The organism is Sphaerisporangium fuscum, assembly GCF_018531465.1.
In the GTDB taxonomy this organism is placed as follows: Bacteria; Actinomycetota; Actinomycetes; order Streptosporangiales; family Streptosporangiaceae; genus Sphaerisporangium; species Sphaerisporangium fuscum.
This window is the reverse complement of record NZ_JAHDTF010000013.1, coordinates 215,703-235,263: the sequence shown is the minus strand read 5'-3', so window position 1 is coordinate 235,263 and position 19,561 is coordinate 215,703. Positions and strand designations below refer to the sequence as shown.

Here is a 19,561-nt window from a genome sequence, read left to right as displayed (position 1 = left end):
CCCGCCGGAGGGGGCCGGCGCCGCCTCCGGCCCGGCGTCAGTCCGGCAGGTCGTACCACTGGGGTTCCGGATGCGGCGACGGCGCGGGTCGCGCCCCCTCGCCCGGCTTCACGTACAGGGTCACCGTGTCGGAACTGTAGAAGCGCGTGGACGCCACGATCCAGTCGTCCTTGATCCGGCTCACCGGCACGGCCTCGTCGAACCAGGAGATGCCGCCGTCCCCGGGCTCGCGGAGGCTCCAGATCAGCCGGTAGCCGGCCTTCAGCCCGCGCCGCTTCAGCTCCGCCCGGACGTCCGCGACCGTCCTGCCGCGGCTGGTGTACCCGGACAGGGCCTCCTCGCCCTCAGGGTCCACAAGGCGGTCGTCGGCGTACGGCTCGCCCGGCTTGGCGGGGCGGCCGACGCCGAACACCACCCGCCCGGGAAAGTCGGCCGGCATCCACACCTTGGCGCAGAAGGCCGACGAGCACGGCTCGATCCCCTTCAGTCCGATGCTGCCGTGCCACTTGAACCCTTCTGGGACGATGGGGCCGATCAGCTGCCCGACCTCGGACGGCGCCACCGGGATCACCTTGACCGTGACGTTCAGGCCGACGGCCCGGAACGCCTCCTCGAAGCTGCGGCGGTCGGCCGTGGGGTCGGTGATGTTCACGCTGAAGTACCCGTCGGTCTTCTTGATGGAGACGGCGGCGTTGGCGTAGCCGGTCACCGGACCACCGACCAGGCCGGTGCCGACGGTGACCGCCGCGGCCGTCGCCAGGGCGGCGAAGCCCACCACGAGCCCCCGGCGGACCTTGCGGCGCGGCCGTGCCACGGGCTCCCGCTCCTCCGACATGATCGCGTTCATGAGTACCCGCGCCTCCACGGCGGAGGCCTCTCCGGCGAGGTCCTCGTCGCGCACGCGGGCGAGATCGGCGAGGTTCACAGCGAGCTCCCTTCCAGGGCGGCGGTGCGAGGGTGGTCGATCCCGGCTTTCGCCAGCCCTCGCGCGAAACGTTTGCGGGCGCGATAGAGCCTGATCCGTACGGCGTTGCGGGAGATGCCGAGCATGCGGGCGATCTGCCCGTGGTCGAGCTTCTCCCAGGCGACCAGGGAGAGCAGCTCCCGGTCGTCGTCGGGCAGGTCGCGGAAGACCCGTCCCATCTGCGAAATCTCGTCCTCAGGTGCGCGTGCGAGCGCGGGGGAGGCGGCGAGCCGGTCGCGCAGGGCCGTCGTGCGCTGCTCGTGGCGCCGTTCGCCGCGCCGGTGGTTGGCGAGCACCCGGCGGGCGACGCCGTACAGCCACAGCCTGGCCTCGTCGCCCTCGGGCAGTTCCTCGATGCGGCGCCATGCCGTGGTGAACGTCTCGGCCACGACGTCGGCGGCGTCGTCCGGGTGCGGGCAGCGGCGCAGGACGTACCCGAGTATGGGTTCGTAGGCGGATTCGTAGATTTCCACGAACCGACTCCGGGGATCGGCTCTCATCCGGTCTCCTTGGTCTGGATCAGCGGTCATCTAGCTCCATGTCCGGAATTCTCGGCGCATTTCCGGAATGGTCGCCGGGTGGGTGGGCGCAGCCGCGTCGTCGTACCGGGACGCGCGCAGGGGGCCGTACAGTCGTCGGGTGAGCAACCTGGAGCGGGACCCGCAGGCGACGCTGTGCGGAGCGGAGGCCGACGCCGACGGGCCGGCACGTGAGCTGCTGACCGGCCGCGAGGTCGTCCTCGGCGGGCCGCGGGGCATGAAGGTCACCCGCACCCTTCCCGGCCGGGGCCGCCGCATGGTCGGAGCCTGGTGCTTCGCCGACAACTACGGCCCCGAGCCCGCCACCATGCGGGTGCCGCCGCACCCCCACACCGGACTGCAGACGGTGAGCTGGCTGCTCGAAGGCGAGGTGCTGCACCGCGACAGCCTCGGCAGCGAGCAGATGGTCAGACCGGGGCAGCTCAACCTCATGACGGCGGGCCGGGCGATCTCCCACTCCGAGGAGTCGGCCCCCGACGTGCTGCTGCACGGCGTGCAACTGTGGGTCGCGCTGCCCGATTCGGCGCGCGACACGGCTCCGTCGTTCGAGCACCATCCGGTCCTTCCGGTGCTGTCACTGCCAGGCGTCGCGGTGACGGTCTTCGTGGGCGAACTCGGCGGGCTGAGGTCACCCGCGACCGTCCACACGCCCCTGGTGGGCGCGGAGGCGGCGCTGACCGCCGGGGCACGGGCGGAGCTGCCACTACGGCCCGGCTTCGAGTACGCCGTCATGGTGCTCTCCGGCGCCGTGGAGGTGAACGCCGACCGCCCGGTGAACCCGGACGCCACCGCGGACGCCGACGGCGCGGCGGAGCCGAACGGTGCCCCGGAGGGGGGCTCCGCCTCGGATGCGGACGGGGTCCTGCTGGAGCCGGGTCCGCTGCTGTACCTCGGCTGCGGTCGTTCCGCCCTGACCCTACGGGCGCGCGAGGCCTCCCGCCTGCTCCTTCTCGGCGGGGAGCCGTTCGAGGAGGAGATCGTGATGTGGTGGAACTTCGTCGGCCGCAGCCACGAGGAGATCGTTCGCTTCCGCAAGGAGTGGTCGGAAGGCAGCGCCTTCGGCACCGTCGAAGGCTTCGACGGCCCACCCCTCCCGGCACCCGCCCTCCCCACCACCCACCTGAAGCCCCGAGGACGCCACAGATAACGGGGTCCGCGACCCGTCGTGAGGCGGGCGGGGTGGGTCAGGTTGTGAAGATGGCGGCGCGGGCGGCGGCGAGGGCCGCGTCGGCGGCTCGGTCGGCGATGGTCTCGTCCACGGGCTCGCCGGTGATGAACATCCGGTAGTACAGCGGGGCGATCGCGACCCGGACGACCTCGGCGCCGTCGGTGCCCTGCGGGAGTTCCCCGCGCTCGACCGCGCGTGTCACCAGCGTCGCCGACTGCCTGTGGCGGGCGGCGAAGAACGCGTGCAGGGCCGTCGCGGTGGGCGGGTTGCTCACGGCGGCGGAGATGAACGCCCTGGACACCGGCCCGATCTCGGGGTCGGCGAAGCTCGTGACGACCAGCCGGGCGAGTGCTCGCAGGTCGCCCTCGATCGTGCCGGTGTCGGGGATCGGCCACGGTTCGCCGCTCGCGAGGTCCAGGGCGTCCGCCGCAAGGCCCTCCACGCCGCCCCAGCGCCGGTAGACCGTGGTCTTGTGCACGCCCGAGCGCAGGGCCACCCCTTCGACGGTGAGGCCCTCGAAGCCCTTCTCGGCCAGCTCGGCCAGTGTGGCGGCCCGTACGGCCTCGCGTACCCGGGCCGTACGCCCCCCGGGCCGTGCGCTCCCCGGCGCCGTCATCCGTACCTCCGGCCGCATCGGCCACGATCCTCCAGCGGGGGCCGGTCGGGTCGGCGGGGAGCGTGCGGCGGAGGCCAGCCGCGTCGGCCCGGAGTGTTCAGCGGGGGCCGGTCGTGTCGGTCGGGGCTGTCCGTGGTCGCCTCCGGCGGCGGCCCGTCGTGACCGTTCAGATTCGCCTCCGGTTGCGTGAGTGGGATCGGGTCTGTCATAGTCGAGTCTAATGCAACTAAGTAGTGTTAAGCGAGAGGGTGATCGGCGATGGGCCGTTCGGCGAGTGCCGCGACGACGTGTTCCCACCACCACCTGGAGTCCTCCCCTGTCAACTCAGCTCGCCCTGCGGGGCGTCAGTAAGTCCTACGGAGACCTGCTGGTCCTCGACCACGTCTCCTTCACCGTCAGGCCGAGCGAGCACGTCGGCGTCGTCGGGGAGAACGGCTCCGGCAAGTCCACGCTGCTGCGCCTGATCGCCGGCGTCGAGAAGCCCGACGACGGCGAGATCGTCGTCACCGCCGGGGGCGGCGTCGGTCACCTCGGCCAGACCCTCGGCCTTCCCCCGGAGCACACCGTCCAGCAGGCCGTCGACCACGCGCTCGCCGAGCTGCGCGCGATGGAACGCCGCATGCGCGAGCTGGAGGGCGACCTCGCAGGCGACCGGCTCACCGAGTACGGCGAGCTGCTCAGCGCGTACGAGGCCCGCGGCGGCTACGAGGCCGACGCCCGTGTCGACAAGGCGCTGCACGGTCTCGGGCTCGCCCACGTCGGCCGCGACCGCCTCCTCGGGAGCCTGTCCGGCGGCGAGCAGGCCCGCCTCGGGCTCGCCTGCCTGCTCGCGGCCTCCCCGGAGATCCTGCTCCTCGACGAGCCGACCAACCATCTCGACGCCGCCTCCGTGCGATGGCTGGAGGACCGTCTGCGCGCGCACCGCGGCACGGTCGTGGCGGTGTCGCACGACCGGTCCTTCCTGAGGCGGGTGGCCGAGGCCGTCCTGGAGGTCGAGGGCCGCGCGGTGACCCGCTTCGGCGGCGGGTACGCCGGATACCTCGCCGAGAAGGCCGCCGCCCGGCAGCGCTGGGAGCAGGCGTACGCCGAATGGTGCGAGGAGATCGAACGGGTGGAGACGTTCGCGGCCACCACCGCCCACCGCGTCGCCCCCGGCCGGGCCATGAAGGACGGCAACAAGATGGCCTACGACCGGGACGCGGGCCGGGTGCAGAGCTCGATCGCGAGCCGGGTACGGCAGGCCGGTGAGCGCCTGCGCCGGCTCCGGGAGAACCCCGTGCCCAGGCCGCCCGTGCCCCTGCGCTTCGCCGGGCTGTTCGACGGAGGAGCCGCTACGGGGCCGGTGGCCGAGCTGCGCGACGTGCGCGTCGGCGACCGCCTCGCCGTCGACGCCTTCGACGTCGAGGCCGGGGAGCGGCTGCTCGTCCACGGGGAGAACGGCGCCGGCAAGTCGACGCTGCTGCGCGTGCTGGCCGGGGAGCTCGTTCCCGGCTCCGGGAGCGTGCGGCGGCGCGGCCGGGTCGGGTACCTGCCGCAGGAGGTGGGCTTCGACCGTCCGGCGACGCCCCTGCTGGAGGCGTTCGCCGAGGGCCGGCCGGGCTACCTGGAGGAGCACCGCGAGCGCCTGCTCTCGTACGGCCTGTTCCACGCCGGCACCCTCGGTACGCCGGTCGGGGCCCTGTCGGTCGGCCAGCGGCGCAGGCTGGCCCTCGCCCGGCTGCTCGCCGGGGAGCACGACCTGCTGCTGCTCGACGAGCCCACCAACCACCTGTCGCTCACGCTGGTGGAGGAGCTGGAGAAGGCTCTGCGCGCCTACCAGGGCGCCCTCGTGGTCGTCTCGCACGACCGCACGCTGCGCGCCGGATTCACCGGCACCCACGTGGAAATGCACCGGGGACGCCTCCTCGGCGCGGAAACCGGAACCGGTCCGAGGAGGGCCCGCTGATGTTGATAGAGGAGATCAGGGTGTCCGGCGCGGACGCCGGGCCGTACGCGGTCACCACCGGGCCGGACGGCGCCCTGTGGTTCACGCTGGTGCACCAGGGCCGCATCGGCCGGCTCGTGCCGGGCGAGCGGTCGGCCACCACCTACGAGCTGGAACCGGACTGCGGCCCGACGGTCATCACGACCGGCCCCGACGGCGCGCTGTGGTTCACCCGGTACAGGGATCATCGCATCGGCCGCGTCACCCTCGACGGGGACGTCCGGTCGTACGCCCTGCCCAGCGCGGACGCCGGGCCGTTCGGCATCGTGACCGGCGCCGACGGCGCGCTGTGGTTCACCGAGACGGCCGCCGGGCGGATCGGGCGTATCACCACGGCCGGGGAGGTCACCGAGTTCCCACTGCCGATCGAGGGCGCGTTCCCGTCGGCCATCGCGGCGGGGGACGACGGCGGGCTGTGGTTCACGATGAACGGGGCCGACGCCATCGGCAGGATCGGCCTGGACGGCGAGGTGACGGTCCACCGGCTCCCAACGGCGGGGGCCGCCCCCGTGGGCATCGCCGCGGGCCCGGACGGCGCGCTGTGGTTCGTCGAGATCGGCGCCGGGCAGATCGGGCGCGTCCAGACGGACGGGAAGATCGAGGAGTTCCCGCTCCCCGACCGCCAGGCCCGCCCGCACGCCATCGTCGCCGCCGGCGACGAGCTGTGGTTCACCGAGTGGGGTGCCAACCGCGTCGGCCGCGTCAACGGGAAGGGCGAGGTCCATGAGTACGACCTGCCGACCCCGGCCAGCGAGCCGCACGGCATCACCGCCGGGCCGGACGGGGCGGTGTGGACGGCCCTGGAGACGGGGGCGCTGGCCCGGATCCCGCTCGATATGTGATCACCCACCGTCGGTACCGGCCGCGTCGTCACTGCCTGAACGTCACAAGCCGGCGACACCGGCCGTTCCGCTGCCGTGGGGGGTCACGAGCAGGCACTGCTGGCCGTTCCGCTGCCGTGGAGGTCACGAGCATGCGGTACCGGCCGTTCCATTGCCCCGGAGGAGACGAGCCGGTGGTGCGGGCCGCGTCACTGCCGGGATGCCACGGGCCGGTGGTGCCGGCCGCGTCACTGCCGGGATGTCACGGTCCGGTGGTCGAGCAGGCGTCCCGGCGGTGCGACCCGCGACGCCGTGAACCATGGGCTGTGGAGAAACGGCGACCGCGACGCCGGGAGCCGTGGGGCTGTGGAGAAACGGCGACCGTGACGCCGTGAACCATGGGGCTGTGGAAAAACGGGCCGCGGAGGCCCAATGAGCCGCCGGCCTGTGGATAACGGGTCTGGGAGACGCGGCGGAGCTGGGAGAATGGCGGGCGTGAAGGTTCGGGTCGCCGCGGCTCCCCGCCCTGGCTCGGGGGCGGATTCCGTCGGCTGGGTGCGCGCGATGGTCGCCCCGCTTGTCAGCGGGGCGACCTACCGTCGTGGCGTCCACCTGCTGCTCGGCGGTGTGCTGCTCCTGCCGTACGTCCTGGTGGGGCTCGCGTTCGTGCAGATGTTCACGATGCCGCGCCCGCCGTACGCGTTGCTCGGGCTCGTGCTCCTGCTGGCCGTCGTGATCGGCGTCGTGCCGCCGTTCCTGCGCGGCACCAGGGCACTGGAGATCACGGCGGCGCGGTCGCTGCTCGGCGTCCCGCTGCCCGACCCGCCCGAGACGGTGGAGCCGGGGCGTGCGGCCCGTGAGACGCGGGTGCGGGCGGCGCTGTGGTTCGCCGTCCACCTCGTCGCGGGCGGGGTCGTCGGGCTGCTCCTGCTCATCCCCCTGGTGATGGGCATGGCGTTCGTGGTCCAGATGTTCGGCATCGAGGGCGGCTCGCTGCAGGGGCTGCGCCTCGGGCCGCTCGACGTGCACGATCCGGGCTGGCTGTCGCTGCTCGGCGTGGTCATGCTCGTCGGCGTCGTGTACGCGGTGGCGGGGCTGGGGGCGGTGGCGGCGGTCATGGCCCCCGTTCTGCTCGGGCCCTCGCCCGCCGAGCGCATCGCCGTGCTGGAGGCGCGCGCGGCCCGGCTCGCCGAGCGTAACCGGCTGGCCCGCGAGCTGCACGACTCGATCGGCCACGCGCTGACGGTCACGACGCTGCAGGCCGCCGCCGCGTCCCAGGTGCTCGACACCGACCCGGCCTTCGCCCGCCAGGCCCTCGCCGCGATCGAGGAGACCGGGCGCGCCGCCGCCGAGGACCTCGACCGCGTGCTCGGCATGCTGCGCGAGGGGGAGCAGTCCGACGGTCTTCCCCACCATGGCCTGGCCGATCTCGGCAGGCTGCTCGCGCACTCCCGCGGCACGGGCGTCGAGGTGCGCACCGACGTCGACGGTCCCGTGGAGGCGCTGCCCGCCCCGGTCTCCCGCGAGGGATATCGCATCATCCAGGAGAGCCTGACGAACGTGCTGCGTCACGCGGGGCCCGTCCCGGTCACGCTGCGCGTCGCCGCCGGCCGCCGGGCCCTCACCATCGACGTCGCCAACCCGGTGACCGGCGCGTATCCCCGCCGCGAGGGCGGCCGGGGCCTCGACGGCATGCGCGAACGCGTCCGGCTCCTCGGCGGCACCATGACGGCCGGTCCCGACGGCGGCCAGTGGAAGGTCTCCGTCCATCTCCCGCTCGGCGATCAGGAGGAGCGATGACGACCCGGGTGGCGATCGTCGACGACGAGGAGCTGATCCGGGTGGGGCTGCGGGTCATCGTCGGCGCGCAGTCCGACCTCGAGGTGGTCGGCGAGGCGGCCGACGGCGCCGAGGTCATGGACATGGTGGCCCGCACCCGGCCCGACGTGCTGCTCATGGACGTCCGGATGCCGGCGATCGACGGCATCGAGGCCACGCGCCGGCTGCTCGCCGCGTCCGCCGACCCGCCCCGGGTGCTCGTCGTCACCACCTTCGAGAACGACGACTACGTCTACGAGGCGCTGCGCGCCGGCGCGAGCGGGTTCCTGCTCAAGCGCGCGCGCCCTCCGGAGGTCGTGGAGGCCGTGCGAGTGGTCGCCCGGGGGGAGTCGCTGGTGTTCCCGGCCGCGATCCGCCGCCTGGCCGGGACGTACGGCGGCGGCCCCGCCACGGGCGGACCGGCGGCCGACCGCCTCCGCCGCGCCCGCCTGACCGAACGGGAGGAGGAGGTCCTGCGTCTGATGGCCACGGGCCTGTCCAACGCCGAGATCGCCGCACGCCTGGTGGTGGGCGCCGAGACCGTCAAGACCCACGTCGGCAACATCCTCACCAAACTCTCCGCCCGCGACCGCACCCAGGCGGTGATCGTCGCCTACGAGTCCGGTTTCGTCAGCCCGGTCGGCTGACCGCTTCGCTCGGCAGTCTCTGCCTGCGACCGCACCCAGGCGGTGATCGTCGCCTACAAGTCCGGCTTCGTTGGCCGCAACTGACCGCTTCGCCGCCTCTGCTCCACCCGACACGGAGGGTTTCTCCTCCGGCGTCGCGGGGTGGGATGCGGCGTGGTTCCGGTGCCGCTTACGGCGAGTGACCGAGGGTCCAAGGACGGCCGGGGTGTTGTCCGTGTGCTCTAGGTGGTCTCTGGCCCCCTGATCCCGTGTTTCTTGTTCGGCCGGGTGGTGAAGGTGGGGCGGTGGTCATCCGCGCGATTCGTGGTGGGTGATCGAGGGCTCAAGGGCAGGCGGGATGTTGTCCTTGTGCTCTAGGTGGTCTCTGGTCCCTCGATCCCGTGTTTCTTGTGAGGGAGGGTGGTGGGAGGTGAGGCGGTGGTCTCCGCGCGATTCGTGTGGGTGGGTGATCGACGGGTCGGGGAGAGGAACGGGGTCAGGTGGGGGTGGGGGTGGTGCGGGAGACGATGTAGTCGCACATCGCGGTCAGGGCTTCGCGGGCCGGGGTGGCGGGGAGGGGGAGGAGGGCCTGGCGGGCGAGGCCGGCGTGGCGTCGCACCTCGGCCTGCGTCTCGGCGAAGCCAGGGGAGCGACGCAGGAGGCGTGCCGCCGTCGCCAGGTCGGAGGCGTCGGTGATCGGCCCTGAGGTCAGCAGCCGGCGGAGCCGCACCCGGTCCCGCATGCCGTACCTCGCCCGGCCTGCGTCCCCGTTCCGGCGGGAGTGCTCGGCTTCGGGTGCCTCCATGGATCCGCTCTTGGGAGAGCGTCCGGATCTGGTCGCGGGGCGGGTGCGTAGGGCGCGTAGGACGGGGAGAGTGGCCACGCCCTGGCGGAGGTCGACACCCGGGGCGCGGGTGTGATCCTGGGAGGGTTCGACGAGGTCGAGGACGTCGTCGGCGAGCTGGAACGCCACCCCGAGGGCCTCGCCGTACCGTCCGAGCGCCTCGCCCGTCTCCGCCGGCGCCCCCGACGCGCGAGCCCCGAGCCGGGTCGCCAGCGCGAACAGGGCCGCCGTCTTGTCGGCGATCACGCTCATGTAGTACTGCTCGGGGTCGGCGTGGCCCGCCCCCACGGTCTCGTGGAGCTGCCCGGTGACCAGCCGGGTGAGCATGCGGGCCTGCTCCTCCAGCGCCGCGGTGCCCAGGGGTGCGGCGATCTCGGCCGCCTTGGCGGCGAGGTAGTCGCCGGCGAGGATCGCCACCCGGTTGCCCCACGTCGCGTTGACGCTGGGCACCCCGCGCCGGGTGGCGGACTCGTCCATGACGTCGTCGTGGTAGAGGGAGGCCACGTGCATGAGTTCCACGCACGCCGCCGCCCGGACGACGTAGGGGTGGTCGGCCTCACCGAACCGCGCGGACAGCAGCACGAGCGCCGGACGCAGCCGCTTTCCGCCCGCGCCGAGCAGGTGGGTGGCCACGTTGGTCAGGAACGGGTCGTGCGGGGTGTGCAGGGTGGCGCGCAGCAGCTCGTCGACGGCGGTGAGCTTGCCGGCGGTCCAGGCGGCCAGGCCGGCATCGGGGATGGTCCACATGGTGTTCAGCTCTCCCGTCCGAGGGTGTCGGGGGTGGTGTGTGCGGGTGTTCGGTTCTCGTGTTCAGGGGTGGTCCGCATGGTGTTCAGTTCTCTCGTTCGGCGGGTCGGGGGTGGTTCGCGTGGTGCTCAGCCGTTGCGTCCGCAGGCGAGGCAGGCACCACGTCGCCGCAGGTAGTAGCCGTATCCGGCCACGGCGAGCGCGATGCCCCACAGGGGCCACAGGGCGTGCGTGAAGATCAGGACCTTGTCGTTGCCCACCATCCGCCACATCTGCGGTGAGGTCACCAGGGCCAGGCCCCCGGTGACGACGATGGGCGCCACGTACGCCACCGGGATCGTCGCGAGTTTGACCGGCACGCGGCGGCCCGCGAGGCCGGGCATCCAGCGGGGGAACACCTCGCCCCAGCGCTGGACCAGTCCGAGGGTCAGGACCGAGCCGACGACGGCGAAGGTGGCGAGACCCGCGCCCGCCCAGACGGCGCCGGACTCCCACAGCGAACGCAGCAAGGCCTGGTCGGCGCCAAGGGGGATGTGCAGCACCCACGCGTACCGGCTCACGGCGTAGAACAGCGGGACCACGACCGCGACGGCCGTCGCCCGGCGCCCCCAGGTGACGACGCGGGCGCGCTCGGCCGGGGAGGCGTCGTGGTCGCGGCCGCACCGGGGGCAGGCGCCACGGCCGCGGCGCTGCCAGGACAGCACGGCGAACGCGAGGAGGTAACCGCCGATCATGCACCAGGCCTGGTTCAGCAGCGACCAGGTGAACACTCGGGAGTAGTCCACGTCGGGCCAGCCGAAGGGGGCGCCGAGGATGAGCATGGGCGCGTACCCCGTCAGTGTCATCACGCTCACGGTCGGCACGATCACGAGCAGGGCGGCGGCCACCGTCCAGCCCAGGCCCAGCAGCAGGATCCGGGGCGCGCCGTGCAGCCGTACCGCGTGCCGGCCCGCCATGGCGAAGGCGGCGACCGCGGTGGCGAGCAGGACCCCGGCGAAGACGGGGGCGCCGACGTCCGGCGGGATGTTCCGCAGCAGCGCCATCTGGTTGCTGTCATTGGTGCCGAAGGGGAAGCCGTGGCCGGTGACGGTCCAGACGAGCGCGGCCACACCGTACGTCGCGGCCCAGAGGGCGGCCGCGTACCCGGCCCACTCGAATCGTCCCGCGGTGGCACTGGAGATCGGGATGGGTGAGGACGTGACGGCGTCCCCTGTGGAGGATGTCACGATTGCCCCCTTTGGGAGGAGAAGGTGTCCTTCCCGTCGCGTGTAGCTCTGGAAGGAAGCGCCGGGAAGCGCACCTCCACGATCTCTTCCTGGGACGGTTCGGCGACTCCCCCCGCGACGTGAACCGCATCCCCCACGCGGGGGAGCCCACCTCCATCCGCCGAGCCACGTACATCGACCCGCCGCATGCCGGACCGGGGTCGGCCACAGGTGCACGGGGTGTTGGGAACGGTTTTTCATTCGCCGAGCCGCGTACGCCGACCCGCCGCACGCCGAACAGTCGGTCGTGTGGAGGGGGAGCGAAATGGGCATTTAGTCGTATAACGGGGGAAAGGGCGTGAACCATGCGTCGTCGGCAGGTGCTCGCGCTCGGGGCGGGGCTCTTCGCGCTGGCCGCCGGATGCGGGAATCCCGTCGGCTCCCGCAGGCTCTCGTCGACGACGATATCGATGGTCGCCCCGGGACCGACCGGCGGCGACGTGGACCTGGTGGCGCGCACGCTGAAAGGGGTGGCCGAGAAGGAGTCGCTGACCGGCGGGGTCGAGGTGGTGAACCGCCCGCTGCGGACCGCGCTGACCGAGTTCCTCCGCGCCGGGCGCCCCGGCCAGGTGCTGCTGGCGCGTCCCGCCATGGTCGGGACGATCCGGCCCGTCCGCCAGGCGCACGCGTTCGCCGGCACGACGCCGCTCGCTCGGCTGTGCGGCGAGTGGGAACTGCTGGTGGTGCCGTCCTCCTCGCGGCTCGGCACGTTCGGCGCGTTCGCCGACGCCATGCGCCGCGCCCCCGACAGGCTCGCCGTGGCGGGCAGGGCCAAGGGCGGGGTGGACCACCTGCTCCTCGGCATGCTCGCCCAGAGCCTCGGGGTGGACCCGAGGCTGCTGCACTACGAGGCCTATCCGACGAGTGACCAGGCCATCACCGCGCTCGCCTCCGGGCGGGTGGCGGCCGTTCTCGGCAGTCACGCGGAGGTGCGTGAGCGGGTGCGCAGCGGCGACGTGCACGTGCTGGCGGTGTCCGCCCCGGACCGCATCGACGGCCTGGACGCCCCCACCCTCCTGGAGTGCGACGTGCACCTGTACTGCGCCGACTGGCGCGGCCTCCTCGGGCCGGGCGGCCTGCGGGAGGACGACCGGGCGGCGCTGCTCGACCTGTGCCGCGGGGTCGCCGAGTCGGCGCGCTGGCAGCAGCAGTGCGCGCGCAACGGCTGGGAGCCGCTGTACCTCGACGGCGAGGAGCTCCGGCAGTGGCTGCGCGTGGAGTGCCGGCGGCTCAGCCGTGCGCTGGAGGACCTCGGGGTGCGTGTCTGACAGCTGGGAGCTGCCGCCGTGGTGTGGAGTGCCTGTGGTTCGGCGGGGCGGTGGAGGGGGCGTGTCCGACAGCTGGGAGCTGTCGCCGTGGTGTGGAGTGCCTGTGGTTCGGCGGGGCGCTGGAGGGGCGTGTCCGACACCTGGGGGCTGTCGCCACAATAGCGCATCACGGCATCCGGCGGCACAAGGTGTGGGGGTGGTTGCGTGAGAGGCCACTAGATGTAGGATCCTGCTCGTCGCTGGTTCGCCCCTCGGGGCGAGGCAAGAGGGAACCCGGTGTGATTCCGGGACTGCCCCGCAGCGGTGAGCGGGAACGACCGCCGTCACATGAGCACTGGGCCGCACGCGGCCTGGGAAGCGACGGCCAGTAGGCACGAGAAGGGCGCCCGCGAGTCCGAAGACCTGCCGGTGATGTTGTCGTCCAGGCCTCGAGGGAGGGCCGCGGCGGCGTGGTCAGGCGTGCCCGCGTCCAGGGTCGTCCGGACGCGCCCTGACGCGCGCTCTCTCACGGGGCTCCGAGCCCGATGGAGGAGAGAGCACGTGACCGTGACACGCGATTTGCCGGTTCGGCAGCAGGGGGACGCGCGGGCCGGCGCGCGGCGGCTGGCGATCGAGGAGGCGGCGGCGCGGGTCGTGACCGACCCCGCGAACTCCCGGATCGCCGCCGGCCTGCTCGCCGAGGAGATCGCCGAGGAGGCGGCGGCGCACGGCGTGCGGTCGTTCTCCGAGTCGGTCGCGGCCACCCACGCGGCCGGTCTGGTCCAGGACGCCCTGGCCGCGTTCGTCCGCGCCAACGCGGCCGCGCTCGACGGCCTGGTCGACCCCGAGGGCGACGCCCGTTTCGAGTACTTCGGCCTGCGTACCGTCTACGACCGCTACCTGCTGCGCCACCCGGTGACGCGGGGCGTGCTCGAGCGGCCGCAGCACTTCTTCCTGCGGGTGGCCTGCGGCCTGGCCGAGACCGTGGAGGAGGCGGCCGAGCTCTACCGGCTGATCTCGACCCTGTCGTACCTGCCCAGTTCGCCCACCCTCTTCAACTCCGGCGCCCGGCGCCCGCAGTTGTCGTCGTGCTTCCTGCTCGACTCGCCACGGGACGAGCTGGAGGCGATCTACGAGCGGTACGGCCAGGTGGCGCGGCTGTCGAAGTACGCCGGGGGCATCGGCATCTCCTGGACGCGGGTCCGCTCGCGCGGCTCGCTCATCAAGGGGACCAACGGGCACTCCAACGGCATCGTCCCGTGGCTGCGCACGCTCGACTCCAGCGTGGCGGCGGTGAACCAGGGCGGACGGCGCAAGGGCGCGGCCTGCGTCTACCTGGAGCCCTGGCACGCCGACGTCGAGGAGTTCCTGGAGCTGCGCGACAACACCGGCGAGGACGCCCGCCGTACCCACAACCTCAACCTCGCCAACTGGATCCCGGACGAGTTCATGCGCCGGGTCGAGGACGACGGGATGTGGTCGCTGTTCGACCCCAAGGAGGTCCCCGAGCTGGTGGACCTGTGGGGGGCGGAGTTCGACGAGGCGTACCGCGCGGCGGAGGCGGCCGGCCGGTACGTCAGGCAGCTGCCCGCGCGGACGCTGTACGGCCGCATGATGCGCACCCTCGCCCAGACCGGCAACGGGTGGATGACCTTCAAGGACGCCTCCAACCGCGCCTCCAACCAGACGGCGCGCCGGGAGAACGTCATCCACCTGTCCAACCTGTGCACCGAGATCCTCGAGGTGACCAGCGACGCCGAGACCGCCGTGTGCAACCTCGGCTCGATCAACCTCGCCGCCCATCTCACCGCCGGCGGCGTCGACTGGGCGCGGCTGCGCGCGACGGTCGCGACGGCCGTCCGCTTCCTCGACCGGTCGATCGACCGGGGCTTCTACCCGACGCCCGAGGCGGAGGCGGCCAACAAGCGCTGGCGGCCGGTCGGGCTGGGCGTGATGGGCCTGGCGGACGTGTTCTTCACGCTGCGGCTCCCGTTCGACTCGCCGGAGGCGCTCGCCCTGTCCACCCGTGTCGCCGAGGAGATCGCACTGGCGGCCTACGGCGCGTCGGCGGACCTGGCCGAGAGGCTCGGCGCCCACCCGTCGTACGCCGACACCCGCGCCGCGCAGGGGGTGCTGCACCTCGACCACTACCCGGCCGCCGGCCCCGTCCACCCGGCCGAGTGGGACGCCCTGCGCGAGCGGATCGCTGTCACGGGCCTGCGCAACTCGCTGCTGGTCGCGGTGGCGCCGACGGCGACGATCGCGTCGATCGCCGGGTGCTACGAGTGCATCGAGCCGCAGGTGTCCAACGTGTTCAAGCGCGAGACCCTGTCGGGAGAGTTCTTGCAGGTCAACCGCTATCTCGTCCGTGACCTGCAGGAGCGGGGCCTGTGGACGCCGGAGGTGCGGGACGCCGTCAAGCGCGCCGACGGGTCCGTGCAGGACATCCCCGCCGTCCCCGAGGACCTCAAGGCCCTGTACCGGACGGCCTGGGAGCTGCCGCAGAAGGCCCTGATCGACCTCGCCGCCGCCCGCCAGCCGTACATCGACCAGTCGCAGTCGCTGAACCTCTTCATGGCGACCCCGACGATCGGCAAGCTCTCCTCGATGTACGCCTACGCCTGGCGCGCCGGGCTGAAGACCACCTACTACCTGCGCTCGCGCCCCGCCACGCGCATCGCGCAGACCACCGTGGCGGCGACGACCGCCGCCGTGAAGACCACCGTCCTCGACCCCGAGGCGGTCGCCTGCTCCCTTGAGAACCCCGAGATCTGTGAGGCGTGCCAGTAATGCTGCTCGACCCTGGGATGGACCTGACGCTGCGCCCGATGCGGTACCCGGACTTCTACGAGCGGTACCGGGCCGCCATCCGCAACACCTGGACGGTCGAGGAGGTCGACCTGCACTCCGACCTCGCCGATCTCGCCAGGCTGAGCGCGGGGGAGCGGCACCTGATCAACCGCCTGGTGGCGTTCTTCGCCACCGGTGACTCGATCGTGGCCAACAACCTGGTGCTGAACCTCTACCAGCACGTCAACGCCCCCGAGGCGCGGCTGTACCTGTCGCGGCAGCTGTTCGAGGAGGCCGTGCACGTGCAGTTCTACCTGACGCTGCTCGACACCTACCTGCCCGACCACGACGAGCGGGTCAAGGCGTTCGCCGCGATCGAGCACATCCCGTCCATCAGGGACAAGGCCGAGTTCTGCTTCAAGTGGATCGACTCGATCAACGGCCTGGCCAGGCTGGAGACGCGGGACGACCGCCGGGCCTTCCTGCTCAACCTGATCTGCTTCGCCGCCTGCATCGAGGGGCTGTTCTTCTACGGCGCGTTCGCCTACGTGTACTGGCTGCGCTCGCGCGGCCTGCTGGGCGGGCTCGCCACGGGGACGAACTGGGTGTTCCGCGACGAGTCCATGCACATGGAGTTCGCCTTCTCCGTCGTCGACACCGTGCGGGCGGAGGAGCCCGATCTCTTCGACGACAAGCTCGGCGCCCAGGTGACCGAGATGCTGGAGGAGGCGGTCGCGGCCGAGCTGGCGTTCGCCCGCGACCTGTGCGGCGAGGGCCTGCCCGGCATGAGCGCCGAGCAGATGCGCGAGTACCTCGAGTACGTCGCCGACCGCCGCCTGGCACGGCTCGGTCTTCCCACGAGGTACGGCACGGCGAACCCCTTCGCGTTCATGGAACTGCAGGACGTTCAGGAGCTGGCGAACTTCTTCGAGCGCCGGGTCTCGGCCTACCAGGTCGCGGTGGAGGGGAAGGTGAGCCTCGACGAGGCGTTTTAAGGTACTTTGTGGGCGTTTACTGGGACAGGCCCGCAATGTGAGATAGGTCTCGGCCCTATAGACGATCTGTGGTGATTTATAGTCCGAAGTTTGGTTATGGATCGCCGGAGCCGGTCCCCCGGGCCGGCTCCTCACAGACGACGAAGGGGGCGCCGTCCTAGTGTCATCGGCAGTGAAGTGGATGGTCCTGGTCGTCGCGGTTCTCGCGGCGATCGTGGCGGTCGAGCTGCTCCGACGCCTGCTGGTATCCCGCCGGGTGAACGGCCGTTTCCAGCTGGCCGGGCCGCTCGTCGAACGCTGCACGTGGCCGGGGTTCGCCACCGCGGCGCTGGTGGCGTTCAACACCGTGTACGTACCGGGCATGTCGGGCAGGACCGCCGACAACGCGGTCGAGCAGACCGTCACCGTGCTGCTGATCGCGTGCGTGGCCTGGCTGGTGATCCAGGCCTCCTACGCGGTGACCGACGTCGTGCTCGCGCGGCTGAACAAGGTCGAGGGGCTGGCCAACCGCAAGGCCCGCCGGATCCGCACGCAGATCACCCTCGTACGGCGGGTGGCCGCCGCGGTGATCATCGTGGTGTCCACGGGCGCCATGCTGTTCAGCTTCCCGGCCGTGCGCGCGCTCGGCGCCGGGCTGCTGGCCTCGGCCGGCATCGCCGGTGTGGTCGCCGGTATCGCCGCACAGTCCACGCTGAGCAACCTCATCGCGGGGCTGCAGCTGGCCTTCAGTGACGCCATCCGCCTGGACGACGCGGTCGTGGTGGACGGCGAGTGGGGCCGCATCGAGGAACTGACGCTGACCTACGTCGTGGTGCGGCTGTGGGACGAACGGCGGCTCATCCTGCCGGTGTCGCACTTCACCACCACCCCGTTCGAGAACTGGACCCGGTACGAGAGCCGGGTGGTCGGGCACGTGATGCTGTACGTCGACTGGTCGGTGCCCATCGACGCGCTGCGGGCCGAGCTGTACCGGCGCCTGCGCGACCACCCGCTGTGGGACCAGAAGGACTGGACCCTCCAGGTGACCGACATCCAGCCGAACGGCCTGGTGGAGCTGCGGGCGCTGATGAGCGCCTCCGACGCGCCGAGCGTCTGGGACCTCAAGTGCGACATGCGCGAGATGTTCGTCACCTTCATCCGCGAGAACTACCCCCAGGCCCTGCCCCGCTTCCGCGTCGAGGACCTCCCCAACGAGCGGATCACCGGCACCCGGCCCGAGAGCGAAGCCGGCGCGCCCCGCCCCGAAGCGGACGGCGCCACGCCCGGGCCGTCCCAGGCGAACGAGGGCGACGGCCCCGGCCAGGCCTCGCAGACGAACAACGGCGACGGCCTCCACCAGGCCTCGCAGGCGGATGGCAGCGACGGCCATCGCCAGGCCTCGGCCGATGGATCGCGCGCCAACGACAGCCACGGCTCACAGGGGACCGGCGCGGCCCGCAACAGCGGCCGCATGTCCGCCTGACAGGCCGCCCGCTTCCCTGCGGCCCCTGACGGGCCGGGGGGCTACCGACCGGAGCTGCCGAGGTCGGGTGAGCCGGTGGGCCCCTGGAGTCAGTTGCTCTGCGGGCGCAGGACCCGGGTGCCGCCCGCGATGAGGGCCGTGGCGAGGATCCACCCCGAGGCGATGAGGAAGTTCGCCAGCCACTGCGTCCACCCCACCGGCTCCCACGCGCCGCGCTGCTCGAACAGGCTCACCGGTACCAGCAGGTCGAGCGTGTAGGGGAAGGCGTGGAAGACGCGCCGCTCGTCCAGCCCGACCTGTGAGGGCGGATGGGTGGCGAAGACGGCCGTGCCGACGGCGAGCAGCAGGGCGAACCACACCCCGGCCAGCCACGGCCGGTACCCGTACCCGACCACGAGGTCGAGCAGGTACCCCGCGACGCGGCCGGGGATCCGCAGCGTCGAGCGGCGGGCCCGCTGCTTGGCGAGAAGGACGGCCCGTGCCTCCTGGTCGTGCCCGATCCGGCGGTACCAGGAGGCGAGCTGCTCGTACGGCTGCGGCCGGTAGCCCTCGGGGTCGCGCCCCAGCCACGACAGGCGGTCGGCGAGGGAGGTGCTCCCTCTGAGCGACTCGAAGGTGAACCCGTTGAGGCGCACCGGCCCCGTATAGGCGTTCGGGTCGTCCAGCAGCACGCCGATCCGCGAGTACCCCAGGTTGACCTCGCCCTCGGCGGAGGCGGGGCTCAGGATGAGCTCCTCGACCTGCATGTGGCTCAGGTGCAGGCAGCGGTCGGGGGAGCTCACCTTCGCCTGGTTGAACGACAGCACGCCCGGGATGCGCGCGCCGCGCAGCCGTACGGTGCCCTCGGCGGTGAACCCGGCGCTGAACTCGACGCTGGTCGCCGACAGGTGGTCGGCGTAGATCGCCTGCCGCCCCGTTTCCTTGATGACCGCCCGCTCCAGGTACAGGCCGCTGTTGAACCGGGCGCCGAGCAGGCGGAGCCCGCCGGTGGCGCGCATGTCCCGGCAGAACGCCGCACCGTCCACGATGAGGCCGCCCGCCCACAGCGCCCAGTACCTGTGGTCCCAGCCCCGCTCGCGCCGCTCGTCGTCGGTGTAGAGGCGGCCCCGGTCCTGCATGTAGTTCTCCGAGGCGGCCGGGGTGGTGCCCGGCGCGTACAGGTGGGCCCGGCTCAGGCGCAGCTGCCCGCTGATGTGGGCGTTGTCCAGCCGGATGCCCGCCTCGATCGTGCACGAGTCGAGCTCGAACAGTCCGTCCACGGTGCAGCGGGCCGCGCGGATGCGGTGGATGTGGCAGCCGCGGAAGCGCACCCCCTTGGTGGTCGCGTCGGTGAGACTGACCGCGCCCGAGAGGTGGCAGTTCAGCAGGTGCAGCTTGGTGGTGAGCGTGGCGTCGGAGAGGTTCAGCTCGCCGACGATCCGCGCACCGGCCAGGCGCAGCCCCGGCACCCGGCCGGGCTCGGAGGGGTGGGCTCCGAGCATGAGGGAGGCCAGGACCTGGGCACGGACGGTGCGGTCCGGCCCCCACCGCTCGACCTTCGCCGGGTCGTCCAGTTCGGGGTCACCGGTCCGCAGGTCGACCCAGGCTCCTGAGGGGTAGGCGTCCCACACCTGTCGTTCCGCCGGGGTGAGCCGCCGGAATGGCCGTGATCTCCGCACATGCGGACTTTAGCGTG

The 19,561-nt window shown here is 72.4% G+C and carries 15 protein-coding genes and 1 riboswitch; of the genes, 9 read left to right on the top strand and 6 right to left on the bottom strand.

The genetic code is table 11. The annotated features are described in order from the left end of the window. Positions 1-37: 37 nt before the first annotated feature. Positions 38-925, bottom strand: a complete 888-nt coding sequence (locus KIK05_RS17635; protein WP_214411800.1) for a hypothetical protein — start codon at positions 923-925, stop codon at positions 38-40. Continuing rightward, positions 922-1,464, bottom strand: coding sequence for an RNA polymerase sigma factor (locus KIK05_RS17630; protein WP_214411799.1), 543 nt, complete (start codon positions 1,462-1,464; stop codon positions 922-924). Before KIK05_RS17630 ends, KIK05_RS17635 begins: the two co-directional genes overlap by 4 nt. Before the next feature lie 139 nt (positions 1,465-1,603). Between KIK05_RS17630 and KIK05_RS17625 the strand changes: the two genes are divergently transcribed. Continuing rightward, positions 1,604-2,650 carry a pirin family protein gene (locus KIK05_RS17625; protein ID WP_214411798.1) on the top strand — a complete coding sequence of 349 codons (1,047 nt, stop codon included), beginning with the start codon at positions 1,604-1,606 and terminating at the stop codon, positions 2,648-2,650. A 37-nt stretch (positions 2,651-2,687) separates the two neighbouring features. On the opposite strand, the gene KIK05_RS17620 is transcribed toward KIK05_RS17625, so the two are convergent. Continuing rightward, a complete protein-coding gene (locus tag KIK05_RS17620) occupies positions 2,688-3,305 on the bottom strand; it encodes a TetR/AcrR family transcriptional regulator (protein WP_250562945.1) in 618 nt (205 codons plus the stop codon). A 298-nt stretch (positions 3,306-3,603) separates the two neighbouring features. Here KIK05_RS17620 and abc-f point away from each other — a divergent pair, with 298 nt between their 5' ends. The 4 genes from abc-f (at position 3,604) to KIK05_RS17600 (ending at position 8,557) form a co-directional block, all read left to right on the top strand. Continuing rightward, positions 3,604-5,232, top strand: a complete 1,629-nt coding sequence (gene abc-f, locus KIK05_RS17615) for a ribosomal protection-like ABC-F family protein (RefSeq protein ID WP_372455597.1) — start codon at positions 3,604-3,606, stop codon at positions 5,230-5,232. Next, positions 5,232-6,113, top strand: coding sequence for a Vgb family protein (locus tag KIK05_RS17610; protein ID WP_214411796.1), 882 nt, complete (start codon positions 5,232-5,234; stop codon positions 6,111-6,113). The genes abc-f and KIK05_RS17610 overlap by 1 nt, the downstream gene beginning before the upstream one ends. Positions 6,114-6,587: 474 nt before the next feature. Continuing rightward, a complete protein-coding gene (locus KIK05_RS48900; protein WP_308249969.1) occupies positions 6,588-7,892 on the top strand; it encodes a sensor histidine kinase in 1,305 nt (434 codons plus the stop codon). Next, complete coding sequence (locus KIK05_RS17600) at positions 7,889-8,557, top strand: response regulator transcription factor (protein ID WP_214411795.1); 669 nt, start codon at positions 7,889-7,891, stop codon at positions 8,555-8,557. The genes KIK05_RS48900 and KIK05_RS17600 overlap by 4 nt, the downstream gene beginning before the upstream one ends. A gap of 475 nt (positions 8,558-9,032) precedes the next feature. Here the strand turns inward: KIK05_RS17600 and KIK05_RS17595 are convergent, their stop codons facing one another. Both KIK05_RS17595 and KIK05_RS17590 read right to left on the bottom strand, forming a co-directional pair. Then, on the bottom strand, positions 9,033-10,127 hold the full coding sequence (locus KIK05_RS17595; protein ID WP_214411794.1) for a polyprenyl synthetase family protein: 1,095 nt from the start codon (positions 10,125-10,127) through the stop codon (positions 9,033-9,035). Between the two features lie 128 nt (positions 10,128-10,255). Next, the gene (locus tag KIK05_RS17590) at positions 10,256-11,353 is read right to left on the bottom strand and encodes a hypothetical protein (protein WP_214411793.1); all 1,098 of its coding nucleotides are present in this window, start codon (positions 11,351-11,353) and stop codon (positions 10,256-10,258) included. Positions 11,354-11,697: 344 nt separating this feature from the next. Between KIK05_RS17590 and KIK05_RS17585 the strand changes: the two genes are divergently transcribed. The 4 genes from KIK05_RS17585 to KIK05_RS17570 all read left to right on the top strand — a co-directional run bounded on the left by KIK05_RS17585 (position 11,698) and on the right by KIK05_RS17570 (position 17,886). Then, on the top strand, positions 11,698-12,660 hold the full coding sequence (locus KIK05_RS17585) for a Bug family tripartite tricarboxylate transporter substrate binding protein (protein ID WP_214411792.1): 963 nt from the start codon (positions 11,698-11,700) through the stop codon (positions 12,658-12,660). Between the two features lie 223 nt (positions 12,661-12,883). After that, positions 12,884-13,084: riboswitch (cobalamin riboswitch) on the top strand. A gap of 116 nt (positions 13,085-13,200) precedes the next feature. Next, positions 13,201-15,429, top strand: coding sequence for a ribonucleoside-diphosphate reductase subunit alpha (locus tag KIK05_RS17580; RefSeq protein ID WP_308249968.1), 2,229 nt, complete (start codon positions 13,201-13,203; stop codon positions 15,427-15,429). Next, entirely contained in the window at positions 15,429-16,424 is a 996-nt protein-coding gene (locus KIK05_RS17575) for a ribonucleotide-diphosphate reductase subunit beta (protein ID WP_214411791.1), read from the top strand. Before KIK05_RS17580 ends, KIK05_RS17575 begins: the two co-directional genes overlap by 1 nt. 181 nt (positions 16,425-16,605) lie before the next feature. Continuing rightward, a complete protein-coding gene (locus tag KIK05_RS17570) occupies positions 16,606-17,886 on the top strand; it encodes a mechanosensitive ion channel family protein (protein WP_214411855.1) in 1,281 nt (426 codons plus the stop codon). 89 nt (positions 17,887-17,975) lie between these two features. On the opposite strand, the gene KIK05_RS17565 is transcribed toward KIK05_RS17570, so the two are convergent. After that, entirely contained in the window at positions 17,976-19,544 is a 1,569-nt protein-coding gene (locus KIK05_RS17565) for a pentapeptide repeat-containing protein (protein WP_214411790.1), read from the bottom strand. Positions 19,545-19,561: the final 17 nt, after the last annotated feature.

Excerpts from the sequence above, each read along its gene's own strand:
- KIK05_RS17610 (WP_214411796.1), top strand. The coding sequence starts at position 5,232 with ATGTTGATAGAGGAGATCAGGGTGTCCGGCGCGGACGCCGGGCCGTAC.
- KIK05_RS17570 (WP_214411855.1), top strand. The coding sequence starts at position 16,606 with ATGGTCCTGGTCGTCGCGGTTCTCGCGGCGATCGTGGCGGTCGAGCTG.
- KIK05_RS17585 (WP_214411792.1), top strand. The coding sequence starts at position 11,698 with ATGCGTCGTCGGCAGGTGCTCGCGCTCGGGGCGGGGCTCTTCGCGCTG.
- KIK05_RS17620 (WP_250562945.1), bottom strand. The coding sequence starts at position 3,305 with ATGCGGCCGGAGGTACGGATGACGGCGCCGGGGAGCGCACGGCCCGGG.
- KIK05_RS17600 (WP_214411795.1), top strand. The coding sequence starts at position 7,889 with ATGACGACCCGGGTGGCGATCGTCGACGACGAGGAGCTGATCCGGGTG.
- KIK05_RS17630 (WP_214411799.1), bottom strand. The coding sequence starts at position 1,464 with ATGAGAGCCGATCCCCGGAGTCGGTTCGTGGAAATCTACGAATCCGCC.
- KIK05_RS17575 (WP_214411791.1), top strand. The coding sequence starts at position 15,429 with ATGCTGCTCGACCCTGGGATGGACCTGACGCTGCGCCCGATGCGGTAC.
- KIK05_RS17595 (WP_214411794.1), bottom strand. The coding sequence starts at position 10,127 with ATGTGGACCATCCCCGATGCCGGCCTGGCCGCCTGGACCGCCGGCAAG.